The organism is Lentiprolixibacter sp. (assembly GCF_982873095.1).
In genome coordinates, this window is sequence record NZ_CEYNTP010000063.1 from 1 (window position 1) to 12516 (window position 12516).

The 12516-nt window shown below is 48.9% G+C and carries 12 protein-coding genes; 8 read left to right on the forward strand and 4 right to left on the reverse strand.

The window, feature by feature from the left end; genetic code table 11:
- From AC4E7D_RS05665 to trxB, 8 genes are all read left to right on the forward strand, one after another.
- Positions 1–908 (forward strand): ion channel (locus tag AC4E7D_RS05665; protein WP_490172842.1); only part of this gene is annotated, 908 nt, incomplete at its 5' end.
- An 18-nt stretch (positions 909–926) separates the two neighbouring features.
- A complete protein-coding gene (gene upp, locus AC4E7D_RS05670; protein WP_490172843.1) occupies positions 927–1580 on the forward strand; it encodes a uracil phosphoribosyltransferase in 654 nt (217 codons plus the stop codon).
- A gap of 171 nt (positions 1581–1751) precedes the next feature.
- Positions 1752–3053, forward strand: a complete 1302-nt coding sequence (locus AC4E7D_RS05675; protein ID WP_490172844.1) for a TolC family protein — start codon at positions 1752–1754, stop codon at positions 3051–3053.
- A 30-nt stretch (positions 3054–3083) separates the two neighbouring features.
- Positions 3084–4163 (forward strand): efflux RND transporter periplasmic adaptor subunit, encoded by a 1080-nt coding sequence (locus AC4E7D_RS05680; protein ID WP_490172845.1) that lies wholly within the window; start codon positions 3084–3086, stop codon positions 4161–4163.
- A 41-nt stretch (positions 4164–4204) separates the two neighbouring features.
- Positions 4205–7399: an efflux RND transporter permease subunit gene (locus AC4E7D_RS05685; protein ID WP_490172846.1), complete on the forward strand. Its 3195-nt coding sequence runs from the start codon at positions 4205–4207 to the stop codon at positions 7397–7399.
- The gene (locus AC4E7D_RS05690; protein WP_490172847.1) at positions 7396–7701 is read left to right on the forward strand and encodes a hypothetical protein; all 306 of its coding nucleotides are present in this window, start codon (positions 7396–7398) and stop codon (positions 7699–7701) included. The genes AC4E7D_RS05685 and AC4E7D_RS05690 overlap by 4 nt, the downstream gene beginning before the upstream one ends.
- Positions 7702–7712: 11 nt before the next feature.
- Complete coding sequence (locus AC4E7D_RS05695) at positions 7713–7898, forward strand: YgaP family membrane protein (RefSeq protein ID WP_490172848.1); 186 nt, start codon at positions 7713–7715, stop codon at positions 7896–7898.
- A 117-nt stretch (positions 7899–8015) separates the two neighbouring features.
- Positions 8016–8981 carry a thioredoxin-disulfide reductase gene (trxB, locus tag AC4E7D_RS05700; protein ID WP_490172849.1) on the forward strand — a complete coding sequence of 322 codons (966 nt, stop codon included), beginning with the start codon at positions 8016–8018 and terminating at the stop codon, positions 8979–8981.
- Between the two features lie 51 nt (positions 8982–9032).
- Here trxB and AC4E7D_RS05705 read toward each other — a convergent pair whose 3' ends face one another.
- The 4 genes from AC4E7D_RS05705 to AC4E7D_RS05720 all read right to left on the reverse strand — a co-directional run.
- Positions 9033–9479 carry a hypothetical protein gene (locus AC4E7D_RS05705; protein ID WP_490172850.1) on the reverse strand — a complete coding sequence of 149 codons (447 nt, stop codon included), beginning with the start codon at positions 9477–9479 and terminating at the stop codon, positions 9033–9035.
- 82 nt (positions 9480–9561) lie between these two features.
- On the reverse strand, positions 9562–10617 hold the full coding sequence (locus tag AC4E7D_RS05710; RefSeq protein WP_490172851.1) for an aminotransferase class I/II-fold pyridoxal phosphate-dependent enzyme: 1056 nt from the start codon (positions 10615–10617) through the stop codon (positions 9562–9564).
- The gene (locus tag AC4E7D_RS05715) at positions 10614–11627 is read right to left on the reverse strand and encodes a dipeptide epimerase (protein ID WP_490172852.1); all 1014 of its coding nucleotides are present in this window, start codon (positions 11625–11627) and stop codon (positions 10614–10616) included. The genes AC4E7D_RS05710 and AC4E7D_RS05715 overlap by 4 nt, the downstream gene beginning before the upstream one ends.
- Before the next feature lie 149 nt (positions 11628–11776).
- On the reverse strand, positions 11777–12516 hold a 740-nt coding region (locus AC4E7D_RS05720), incomplete at its 5' end, for a head GIN domain-containing protein (RefSeq protein WP_490172853.1).

Below are 12516 nucleotides of genomic sequence, written 5' to 3' on the forward strand. Positions count from 1 at the left end.
CACAGGGGATGAAAGTCATTCTCCTCTGGTGCAAGTTCAGCGATGAAATAGGGATCATACGTGCGCTGGACTACGGGGATATCGATTTCTCTATCAATCCCCTGACGAACAGCCCTCAGCGGATGCAAAAATTCGAGGTTACGCAGCCCTTTTATATTTCCAATATAGGGGTGGCAATTACCACTTCGAGCCAGTCGCAATTCCGCATTTTTATCAACAACTTTTTTTCAGGCGCTTTTTTGAATATTGTCTTCTTACTACTGGTGATCCTCTTATTTTTTGGCACCCTGTTGTGGTTGTTGGAACGCAGGTATAACAAATATCAGTTCCGGCCGGGCTTTATGGGATTGCTGGATGGTCTGTGGTGGGCAGCGGTGACCATGACCACGGTAGGTTATGGGGATAAAGCACCCAAAACACCCGCAGGGCGGGCCATTGCCATTATTTGGATGTTTACAGCAGTGATCATCATCTCCAGTTTTACGGCCACCATAGCCTCAACGCTCACGGTGAATACCCTGGAAGCCAAAATAGAGAACCTGGCCGATCTCAAAACGGTTCCTAAAATTGGCGTGGTAGGGGCTTCGGAAAGTCAAGACTTTCTCTACGCAAATGATATAGTGCCCTATGAAACCTATCGCACCCCAATACAGGCCTTAAGAGCCCTGGCGCGGAATGATATCAATCTCTTAATGCACGACAAAATAAGCCTGGATTACCTGATTCGCACTAACCAGTTTGAGGGAAAAGTAAGGCTGCTGCCGATCGAGTTTGAGGATCGCTACCGCTGCTTTATGTTCCCAAAAGAACAGGCGGCTTTTGAGGCAATTAACAAAGGACTTATGGGATATATACAAGACCCGAAATGGAAACAACAGCTCCTCGATTACGGTGCCGCTAATCCATAGAACGATAATCTTCATCAGATGATCATACACAACTTTTCTGAGACCAATAGCCTGCTTAATCAATTTGTATCTGAATTACGCGATGTGAATGTCCAAAGGGATCCCATGCGTTTCAGAAGGAATATTGAACGTATTGGAGAGATCCTGAGCTATGAAATGAGCAAAACCCTGGGATACCGGGTGAGTACCGTACAAACCCCCTTCGGTCAAAAAACCATGTCGCTCCCGAACAACAACCTGGTGTTGTGTTCTGTATTGCGGGCAGGCTTACCTCTGCACCAGGGACTCCTTAATTATTTCGACAGGGCGGAGAACGCTTTTATCTCTGCCTACAGGCATCACCCGGAAGGAAAAGATGCCTTTGAGGTGATCGTGAAGTATTTTGCCGCGCCGGCATTGGGTGGAAAGATCCTGGTGCTTACAGACCCCATGCTGGCCACCGGGAAAACCCTGGAGAACGTCCTTAAAGCGCTCAAGACCCATGGAGAACCCCGTAATATCCATATTATTTCCGTAATAGGTTCCCAGGAAGGGGTGAATTATGTGCGGGAAGTATTTCCGGAAAACACACAGCTTTGGATCGCTGCCATTGATGATGAGTTAACTACAAAAGGATACATTATCCCCGGCATTGGTGATGCAGGGGACCTGGCTTTCGGAGTAAAATTGTAGACATCGCATACCGCACTGCAGAAGTGTGCTCTTCCCCTTACCAGTTTTGCAATAGCCTGATCTTATGATTTTTGGCGGTTTGTTCTGTAACAAAGGTTACCTCCTTTGGGTAACAATGGTTACGGTAATCAGGCCGACATCAGGGTAATTTTGGTGGAAATATTTGAGTATATGAAGAATTTCCATCTCCTGATCGTCCTGTTCCTGGGTGGCCTTTTGCAGGCCCAGGATACCGTTTTAATTTCCAAGGTAACGGTGCTGGAACAGGTGGAGAAACAGAATCTGAAGATCAAAATCACCGAGCAGGAAAAATGGTCCGCAAGGGGAAAGTACCGGCAAACAAATGCTTTGCTGCTGCCTACCATTAGTGTTACCCACACAGGGATATCCACTACCAACCCCCTTATGGCTTTTGGAACCCGACTCAACCAGCAAATTGTAACGGCGGCGGATTTCAACCCCGACCTTCTAAATGATCCCGAACAGATAGAGGATTTTGCTACCCGGGTGGAAGTCAGGCAACCCCTTTTGAATTTTGACGGATTTTCCCAGCGGAAAGCAGCGCGTGCCCAATGGGAGGCGGCCAGCTTTAATGCCGAACGCACCCAGGAATACATGGTGCTGGAGGTTGAGCAGGCGTATATGCAATTGCAACTCGCGTACAAGGCGGTAGCTGTACTTAAAAAAGCCAAAAAAACAGCACTGGAAAACCTCAAACAGGCACGGGATCAGTTTGATCAGGGGATCCTGCAAAAATCAGATGTGCTTGCGGTTGAAGTACGGGTCACCGAAATTACTAACCAGATGCAACAAGCCATCAGTAATGTGGAAAATGCCTCGAACTATTTGTCCGTATTGATGAACGACCCGGATTATCCCATTCTTAAGCCCACTGACGATCTGGTGGTGGAAGGTGCGGATACTGCTGTGGAATCGGTTTCAGAAAACCGAAAGGACATCCTTGCCATGGAAGCCGCTTCACGCGCCTATAAACAACAGTACCAGGCTGATAAGATGAACTTCCTGCCGAGGTTTAACGCCTTTGGTGTGTATGAGTTACACGATGACCAGGTGTTCAGGGGTGCGGCAGACGGTTACCTCATTGGAGCTGAATTACAATGGAATATCCTTGAAGGTACAAAGCGCTTTGGTAAAGCCCAGGAAAGCAAAGCCAACTATGAAAAATCCCGCCTGGAACTGGCGGAGTATAAAGCAAACAGTCAGGTAGAGCTGAAGAAAGCCAGGCGTATGCTTCAGGATGCAAAACGCAGCCTGGAGCTTACTACCCTGGCCATGGAACAATCCCGGGAGGCCCTTCGCATCCGTACGAACCGCTATAACCAGGGATTGGAAAAGACAGCAGACCTCCTCGCTGCGGAAGCCCAGTTCGCACAAAAAGAATTGGAATACTACAGCACTATATATCAACACAACTATACCCGCGCCTATGTGGAGTTTTTAACTAAAGGCTAACAGGGAGACAAAAATTAAAAAGAAAGCAGCATGAAACTAAGAAGCATAATAGTAACAAGCCTGGCCACAATGGCGTTAGTGAGTTCTTGTGGTGATGGAAATCAAGATAAACCAGCTGAGGATTCCGCGGCTATCCCGGTGCAAGTTAGCAGCCTGACCCCGTCTGGGGGCACCTCTGACGTACAGGTCAGCGGACGGCTGGAAGCCCTGCAAAGTGCAAACATCAGTACCCGGATAATGGGCTATGTACAACGCTTGCGGGTACAGCCAGGGGATAAGGTGAAAAAGGGAAGTATCCTGGTAGAGATCAACAGCGCAGACATTTCTGCAAAACAAGCACAGGTCAGGGCGAACATTATCGCTGCAGAGGCCGCCTTTTCCAATGCTGAAAAAGACTATAAACGTTATACAGCGCTCTACGAATCCCAAAGTGCCTCCCAAAAAGAAATGGACGACATCTCGGCCCATTATCAAATGGCGAAGGCACAACTCGAAGCGGCCCGGCAAATGGAACAGGAAGTACAGGCACAGCTGGCTTATGTACGGATCAAATCCCCATTTGATGGGGTAGTGACCAACACCTTTGTCAAAGATGGTGACCTCGCCCACCCAGGGCGTCCCCTGCTGGAGGTTGAGTCGCCAGACCAGTTTCAGGTGGTGGCCATGGTGCCGGAATCAGAAATAAGTGAGATATCAGCAGATATGGAAGTGAAGGTTAACCTGAAATCATTGGGTAAATGGGTTGCCGGAAGGGTCTCTGAGGTGAGCAGCTCCTCGAAGAATACCGGAGGGCAGTACCTGGTAAAGGTGGTCCTGCAACACGTTGAGGATGCTTTTAAATCCGGCATGTATGCTACTGTGGTCTTCCCGGTTGAGGAACCTGGCAGTGTAACGACCTTCCGGATTCCCTCAGATATCATCGTTCGCCGTGGCCAGCTTTCCGGGGTGTACACGGTTTCTTCCCAGGACAAGGCGTCCCTTCGCTGGCTCAGGCTGGGAAATGTAGTCGGCGATAGTGTTACCGTGCTGTCCGGACTTAATGCACAGGACCGGATAATCTATTCGGCAGAAGGGAAATTGTTTAATGGGGCCAGGGTACAGGTACAATAATGTACGCAGATTGCTCTTAACCAAAAAGTAGCTCAATTAGCATGAAAGAAGGAATAGCAGGAAAGATCGCCAGGGCGTTTATCGGCTCAAAACTCACGGTATTACTCATGATCGTCTTTATGGTGATCGGGGTTTACAGTTCTTTTTTAATCCCCCGGGAAGAAGAGCCGCAGATTGATGTGCCCATGGCTGATATTTTTGTCGGTTACCCGGGTGCAAGCCCCACCGAAGTTGAATCGCGAGTGGTAAAACCACTTGAAAAACTGATTTCTAATATCAAAGGGGTAGAATATGTGTACTCTACCTCCATGGAGGAAAAGGCACTGGTGATCGTGCAGTTCTACGTAGGAGAGGATATCGAGCGCTCCTTTGTAAAACTGTATAATGAGATCAATAAACACATGGATATCATGCCCAGTGGGGTCACCTTTCCCCTGGTCAAAACCAGGGCGATAGACGATGTTCCCATATTGGGCCTTACCCTCTGGAGCAATGACTACGATGACTACCAGCTTAGGCAGATAACACAGGAATTGAGGCATGAAATTGAAAAGGTAGATGACGTATCGGCCACGACTGAAATAGGTGGGCGTACAAGGCAACTTCGGGTGTTGCTGGATAAAGAGAAGGCCGCAGCCAGCGGATTGGATTTCCTTTCGGTTGCCCAAATGATACAAACCAGTAACCAGCAATTATCCAGTGGTACCTTTAACAGGAATGATACAGAATATACCGTAACCACGGGCGAATTCCTGAGGTCCCGGGAAGATGTGGAGAACCTGGTCGTGGGGACACAGGACAACCGGCCGGTCTATCTGAAACAGATCGCCTCAGTGCTGGATGGTCCGGGGCTTCCCACCAATTACGTAAATTTTGGATTTGGTGCTGCAAGCGCAAGGCAGACGGACTATCCCTCGGAATATCCGGCGGTGACCCTGTCTATTGCCAAGCGCAAGGGAGCCGATGCCATGAAGATCTCAGAGCGTATCCTGGAAAAGGTAGATCATTTAAAGACCAACCTTATCCCTGATGAAGTTCAGGTTGAGGTAACCCGTAATTACGGGCAGACGGCTTCACAGAAAGTATCGGAACTGCTCATGCACCTGATCGGCGCCATTATTGCCGTAACCTTCGTGGTGATGCTGGCGATGGGCTGGAGGGGAGGCTTAGTGGTGTTCCTTTCTGTCCCCATCACGTTTGCCCTCACCTTGCTGAGCTACTACATGCTGGATTATACGCTGAACCGCATTACCCTTTTTGCACTGGTCTTTGTAACTGGTATTGTGGTGGATGATTCCATTATCATTGCCGAGAACATGCACCGCCATTTCAAGATGAGGCGTTTACCCTTCCGACAGGCGGCCCTATACGCGATTAACGAAGTAGGGAACCCCACCATTTTGGCTACTTTTACCGTTATTGCCTCGGTGCTGCCCATGGCATTTGTTTCCGGGCTAATGGGCCCCTACATGTCGCCCATGCCCATTGGGGCGTCTATTGCCATGATCCTGTCGCTCTTTGTGGCACTCACGATTACGCCCTACCTGGGGTACCTGTTTTTAAGGGAGAAAGAAGAGAAATCCGAGGCGGATAGCGAAGAAGCCCAGAAAGAATCCCTGGTATACAGAATATATGAGAGGTTCGAGAAGCCCCTTATCGAAAACAGGAAGATCCGCTGGAGTTTTCTGGGGGTTACCTTCTTCCTGCTCCTGGCTTCCATTGGGCTCTTCTTCACCAAAACGGTGGCAGTAAAAATGCTGCCCTTTGACAACAAGAACGAGTTCCAGGTGGTTATCGATATGCCTGAGGGAACTACACTTGAGCGCACTGCTGCAGTAGCTAATGAAGTTTCCCAGTACCTGGCCACACAAGAACAGGTAGTCAATTACCAGAGTTACGTGGGTACTTCGGCGCCTATAACATTTAATGGACTTGTTAGGCATTACGATTTACGGGGAGGCAGTAATATGGCTGATATTCAGGTCAACCTCGTAGATAAGCACGACAGGAGCGAGCAAAGTCACGATATTGCCAGGGGGGTAAGGGAAACCATACAGGAAATAGGTCGCCCTTACCAGGCAAATATCAAGATCGTTGAAGTACCACCGGGGCCACCCGTACTCTCCACCATAGTTGGGGAAGTATATGGTCCCAATTACGACGAACAAATTGCCCTTGCCAATCAGGTAGTAGAATTGCTTGAAGACACCCCTGATGTGGTGGATATCGACTGGATGGTGGAAGCGGATCAGACGCGTTTCAACTTTGTCACGGACAAGGAGCGAGCTATGCTCAACGGGGTATCCCCGGAGCAGATTACGCATACGCTGAGGTTTGCCCTGGCCGATCAGGCGATTACCAATCTGTATGACGAAAAGGCTGCAAAACAAGTGCCTCTTGTGCTGACCCTGGATGAGAAAGACAGGTCTGGCACTTCAGCACTGAAACAGCTTAATATTAAGTCACAGGCGGGCCATCTGGTACCTGTAAGTGACGTCACCCTATTAAAAGAGACCTTGAGCCCCAAAAGTATCTACCGCAAGAATCAAAAGCGTGTGGTTTATGTGCTGGCCGATATGGCGGGGGAGCTCGAAAGCCCTGTATATGCGATACTGGGTATGACCGACAAATTAAAAGAGCTGGAGCTGCCGGCTGGTTATTCCATAGATGAACTATACATTCAGCAACCGGAATACGAAGATGATTTTACGGTAAAATGGGATGGGGAGTGGCAGATCACCCTGGAAGTATTCAGGGACCTGGGCATTGCCTTTCTCGGTGTGATCATCATCATTTATATCCTGATAGTAGGCTGGTTTCAGAATTTTAAGGCGCCTGTGGTTATGATGGTGGCCATCCCCCTGTCCCTTGTTGGGATTGTGCTGGGGCACTGGTTGCTGGATGCCTATTTTACCGCTACCTCATTTATAGGGATGATTGCCCTGGCGGGAATTATGGTGCGTAACTCTGTACTGCTGATCGATTTCGTCAACCTCCGGGTGTCTGAAGGGGTAGCCCTGAAACAGGCGGTAATTGAAGCCGGGGCGGTACGGACAACCCCTATCCTCCTAACGGCCGGAACTGTGGTGATCGGGGCCTTTGTTATCCTCTTTGATCCCATATTCCAGGGACTTGCCATATCGCTTATGGGAGGAACCATAGCGTCTACCGTGCTGACGTTGCTGGTGGTACCCCTTGTATATTATATGATTGAATCTAAAAAACACAAAGCATGAAACTAGTCATTGTCACTGTTGTTGAACAGTTCGAAGCTGAAGTCCTGCGTCTTTTTAAAAAAGCCGGCATTGAACAGTTCAGTGGATCTGATATCGACGGCTATCAAAACCAGGGCTCATTGCTTAAAGCGGCGAGCTGGTTTCCAGGTACAGGTGGCGGAGTGGAATCCAGTCTCTTTTTCTCTTTCACTGAGGAAGAAAAAATCGATTCCTTATTCCTCCTGATCGAGGAATTCAATACCCGCTTGGAGACCGAAAATCCCATGCGGGCAGTGGTCTTGCCCATCGAAAAATTTATTTAAAAATCATACAGATGAAAAACAGAATTGTACGCGCGGTTGCCGGAAGTTTTATTTTGATCAGCCTTGTCCTGGCGGTATACGTCAATCAGAACTGGTTGTGGTTTACCGGGTTTGTAGGCCTGAACCTTCTTCAATCCTCCATTACACGTTGGTGCCTTATGGACGATATCCTTTCAAAACTTGGGGTAAAGGACTAAGGGGAGTCGCGGGAAGCCCACTATTACAGACTAATAACTTTTTATAACTTTTGGTGTAAGTTTTTCAGTCAAAATCCTACTTTTATAGCCGCGATAATCGAAGATTTCTGAATTGATATGAGTGAGCAAATAGAAAGGATTAAAACACTTATTATTGGATCCGGACCAGCCGGATATACCGCTGCTATCTATGCAGCCAGGGCAGATCTCAAACCCGTAGTATATACGGGTATGGAACCTGGCGGTCAACTTACCACTACCACGGAAGTGGACAATTTTCCAGGCTATCCCGAAGGAATAGACGGGCCTACCATGATGGTGCAATTGCAGCAGCAGGCAGAACGTTTTGGTACGGATGTGCGCATTGGAATGGTCACAGCTGTTGAATTAAGCGATGAGGTAGGGGGGATCCATAAGGCCACGATCGACAATGATAAGGTTGTGGAGGCGGAAACAGTGATCATTTCCACCGGGGCTTCAGCCAAATACCTCAACCTTCCCAGCGAACAGCGTTTAAGGGGAGGGGGAGTGTCTGCCTGTGCGGTATGTGACGGTTTCTTTTACAAAGGACAGGACGTTGCCATAGTAGGAGGTGGAGATACCGCTGCTGAGGAGGCCTCCTATCTCGCGAACATTTGCAACAAGGTAACCATGCTGATACGAAAGGATTATATGCGGGCCTCGAAAGCCATGCAGCATCGGGTGAATAAGCTGCCCAATGTGGAGATCCGTTTCAATACAGAGGTGGATGAGGTACTTGGCGACCAGGTAGTGGAAGGTGTCAGGGTAGTGAACAACAAAACCGGGGAGAAAGAGGACATCGCTATAACCGGGTTATTCATTGCTATTGGCCATACCCCGAATACGGGGATCTTCAAAGGTCAGTTAGACATGGACGAAACCGGTTATATCATTACAAAAGGCAAGTCTACCAAAACGAATAAGCCTGGTGTTTTCGCATCCGGGGATGCCCAGGACAAGGAATACCGTCAGGCCGTTACCGCGGCCGGAACGGGTTGTATGGCGGCACTGGATGCCGAAAGGTACCTTGCTACGGTGGAGACCCCGGAAGAGGTTTCCTAGAAATAAAAAAACCGCTGTTTTTTACAGCGGTTTTTTCTTGAGCTTATTTGATTAGTCGATCCTTTTGTAGTTTTCAGAAAAAGTTCGGTTGCCTTCTTCGTCATACGAGATCTGGCTATAAGAATCATCTGTTAGTTGGAGCTCAAACCGGAAAACGCTCAGCGTATCCAGGGCTTGCATCATTTGGTAATCTCCAAATTCAATGGTTTCTATAAGCTCTGTTTGGGTAATACTATAGGAGCCAAACCCAAAGCGGCCGATGGTGTCATTGGGGTTGGTTCGAGACCACATGATCTTGCCGTTGTAGAACATTTTAATTTGCCTGTATCCTTCTGGCAAACTTACTGTATCCGTTACTTCCTGATTGTCATAGTTATAAAAGCTCACCTGTTCCCATGTGCCTTCTATGGAATGCATGTTATCTGGTGTTGAGGTTGTGGTTGCCGTTCCCGCAAAAAGGATAAGCATGAGGAAAACCATTCCAATAAATTTTTTCATGGCCGTGTTATTTATCGTTGCACTTCATTTATTGATAAAAGTTACAAAAATTTTGTTAAATCCTGACAAGATTCCTGTAAATTCAGGGCCTATCAAAATAGGCGTTGATACTCCGTACAAGCCTGTCAATTTCAGGGAACTCATGGGCCGCTGTGATTACGATACGACTGGTAGGTGCTTCTGCTTCGCTGGGATAATGGAAATGGGTCACTACTATCCCCTGTTCTTTGAGATAGGTGCTGAGTCCCGGTTCCTGATAGCTATATGCGGGATGACCAGGAATGAAGTCAAAGGGCTGGGTGGTAGATAAGCCAGTAACGAAACGCTCTATGTTTGCCCTGAGTCGCTTCCTGGCTGTGTCCTGGAGGGCCCAGCTCTGCGTCAGGGTGGCTAATCCTGCAGGGGAGGCCGGACTCGCGGCACCAAAACGCACGGTTTTTTTCAATCGGGTTACAAGGCCCTCTGGCCCAAGAACGGCCCCTGCCGGGATCCCAATTGCCTTCCCCAGTGAAAAGCAACTGAGCAGCGCTTTCGGGCCAAGGGCCTGCAAAACAGAATAAGCCCCGGTCCCTTCACTTCCCAGGATCCCGAATCCATGGGAATCATCGGCAACCAGGATACACTGCTCTAATGGGAGGTTTTGTAAGGCTTCAAAGCCGGGGAAACAAGCCGCATCATCTTCCAGGGTGTCCATAAGAATAACCGGAGTAGCAGGATCTTGACTTTTTAGATGGGCCATTAATGCTGCCTCAAGAGCGGGGAAGTCTGGATAACAGCTTTGTCCGTCATTCAGTAGCGCTGCATGACAGCCCGGAGCACAGAAAACAGCATATTCACTTGAGTTAAAATGAGAGGCAAGCAACTGCCCTGCGAGGTATCCGGAGGATAGGGTGAGGGCTGCTTCTGCTCCTGTTTTGGTACTCAGCATGGCCTCAGCCTGGTCATATATGGTGATTCTTAGGTTGGCATTTCTGGATGCCCCATAATGCGTACCATACCGCTTTAAATTTTGAATATATAGTTCCTGAAAGTCCGGATTTTGTTGGAGGCCCAGGTAGGCGGTCCCCCCGAAATAGAGGTAAGATTTCCTATTGAGGGTAATTCGCGTTCCAGGAAAATGGTTGATGTAGTCTGTCATGCCAGGAGTCTAACGCCGCTTCCCCCCGTTTTGGGAAAAATAATTTTGGCATCCGGGGTGATGCGTACCCCTTCTGCAATATCCTCTGCAAGCAGCAGCGCCCCATCCATGTCTACATAATCGAGTTGCGGGAGCAGCTGGGCAATAGCCGATATTCCTACTGTGGATTCGGTCATGCATCCAACCATGACCTTTAGTCCCAGGGATTTGGCTTTTTTTATCATCCGCAGGGCAGGGGTGAGGCCCCCGCATTTGGTGAGCTTGATGTTGATCCCATGGAAGTGGAGCGCACAGGCATCCACATCGGATTCCACAATACAGCTTTCATCTGCAATGATAGGGAGTTCACTATGATGAGCCACCAGTTCCATGCCTTCCCAGTCGTCTGCCTTCAAAGGCTGCTCCAGGAATTCTACCCCCAATTCTTTCAGGGCTGCGGCATTGGCAATGGTTTCCTTGGCTGTCCAGGCGCAGTTCGCATCAACCCGGAAGGTGGCGTTGGTATGTTTGCGCAATTCCCTGATGATCTCCAGGTCGTGATCCGTCCCAAGTTTGACCTTGTACAGGGGCCAGGGCTTTTCCTTTATTTTGCCCACCATCTTGTCCACGGTATCCAGACCAATGGTGTAATTGGTGGTGGGGTAGTTACTGAGGTCCGTACCCCAAATTTCATATAGCGGTTTGCCTAAGAGCTTTCCGTAGAGGTCATGTGCAGCCAGGTCCAAAGCGCAAATACTGAAATTGCTCAACCCACTGCTGGCCAAAAACTCGTGGAATAGCTCGGGTTTAGTAAAATCAAAAGCCTCAATTTCTTCACGGAGGTTTTCGATCTCTGTATGCATGCTCTCCAGGGTGATCCCGTAATACGGGTTGGAAGTTGCCTCACCGTAACCTGTTTTACCATCGAGGGAGAGGGCAACGATCAGGCTGTCCTGAGAATCGTATGATTCCCGTGAGATACCAAAGGTGTGCTTTAGTTTCAGGGTGTAAGGCTTCAGCTCAAGCTCCATGGAAGTTGTTTGTTACGAATATAGCCAATTCCGGGAATCACAAAATAAAAATCCGGGCACTGGGCCCGGATTCAGGGGAATAGGTTGCGAATCAGGTATGGAAAAGTAGCATCGTTATAGGTTTCACCCGGATTCGTGGTGGTTACCCCCTAGTATTTTCTTACACTGCCGGAAACCGATTTGTTCTTTTTAACGCTGGCTTCCCCGGTGTATTTGATATCCGCCCCGCTGCTGGCATCTGCTACCAGTTGTTCGGAAACATTAACCCGGATATCCGCCCCACTGCTGGCATCGGCCTCACAGGTTTTCACCTCAAACTCCCCAGCCCGGATATCGGCCCCGCTGCTGGCGTCGGCATACAGGGTGTTAGCTGCCCCACTGATCCGGATAGAGGCACCACTACTGGTATCCGCATAGACCATGTCTGCGTTAAGTTGTATACGCAAGTCTGAACCGCTGGAAGCGTCCAGGCTGATCTCATCCGCCTCTATGCGCTCGCGGGTTATGAGGTCTGCGCCACTGGAGGTGCTGAGTGCAGTGATCTCTGGCAGGGTCACATAGATCTTCTTGGTAGCCCTTCCGATATTTTCGATGGCGTGGATTCTAAGTTTACCGTTCTTGATATCCGTACCGATCAGGTCGATAATATTCTCATCGGCTTCTACAAGGATTTCGAAATCCCGGTCTTGTGTCACATAGACATCCAAACCTTCAGCCGCAGAGATCACCGTGAATTCTTCGGTAACTTCCCGCCGGTCTTCAGCGATAATACCGTTTCCCCGCTTTCCGGCCCCCCAGTTCATATCGAAGACACAGGAGGAAAGGAACAGTGCCATTATAACGGCGATTGCGATTCTTGCTAGTGTTGTCAGGAGTGATGTTGTTAGAT

Excerpts from the sequence above, each read along its gene's own strand:
- upp (WP_490172843.1), top strand. The coding sequence starts at position 927 with ATGATCATACACAACTTTTCTGAGACCAATAGCCTGCTTAATCAATTT.
- AC4E7D_RS05675 (WP_490172844.1), top strand. The coding sequence starts at position 1,752 with ATGAAGAATTTCCATCTCCTGATCGTCCTGTTCCTGGGTGGCCTTTTG.
- AC4E7D_RS05680 (WP_490172845.1), top strand. The coding sequence starts at position 3,084 with ATGAAACTAAGAAGCATAATAGTAACAAGCCTGGCCACAATGGCGTTA.
- AC4E7D_RS05685 (WP_490172846.1), top strand. The coding sequence starts at position 4,205 with ATGAAAGAAGGAATAGCAGGAAAGATCGCCAGGGCGTTTATCGGCTCA.
- AC4E7D_RS05690 (WP_490172847.1), top strand. The coding sequence starts at position 7,396 with ATGAAACTAGTCATTGTCACTGTTGTTGAACAGTTCGAAGCTGAAGTC.
- AC4E7D_RS05695 (WP_490172848.1), top strand. The coding sequence starts at position 7,713 with ATGAAAAACAGAATTGTACGCGCGGTTGCCGGAAGTTTTATTTTGATC.
- trxB (WP_490172849.1), top strand. The coding sequence starts at position 8,016 with ATGAGTGAGCAAATAGAAAGGATTAAAACACTTATTATTGGATCCGGA.
- AC4E7D_RS05705 (WP_490172850.1), bottom strand. The coding sequence starts at position 9,479 with ATGAAAAAATTTATTGGAATGGTTTTCCTCATGCTTATCCTTTTTGCG.
- AC4E7D_RS05710 (WP_490172851.1), bottom strand. The coding sequence starts at position 10,617 with ATGACAGACTACATCAACCATTTTCCTGGAACGCGAATTACCCTCAAT.
- AC4E7D_RS05715 (WP_490172852.1), bottom strand. The coding sequence starts at position 11,627 with ATGGAGCTTGAGCTGAAGCCTTACACCCTGAAACTAAAGCACACCTTT.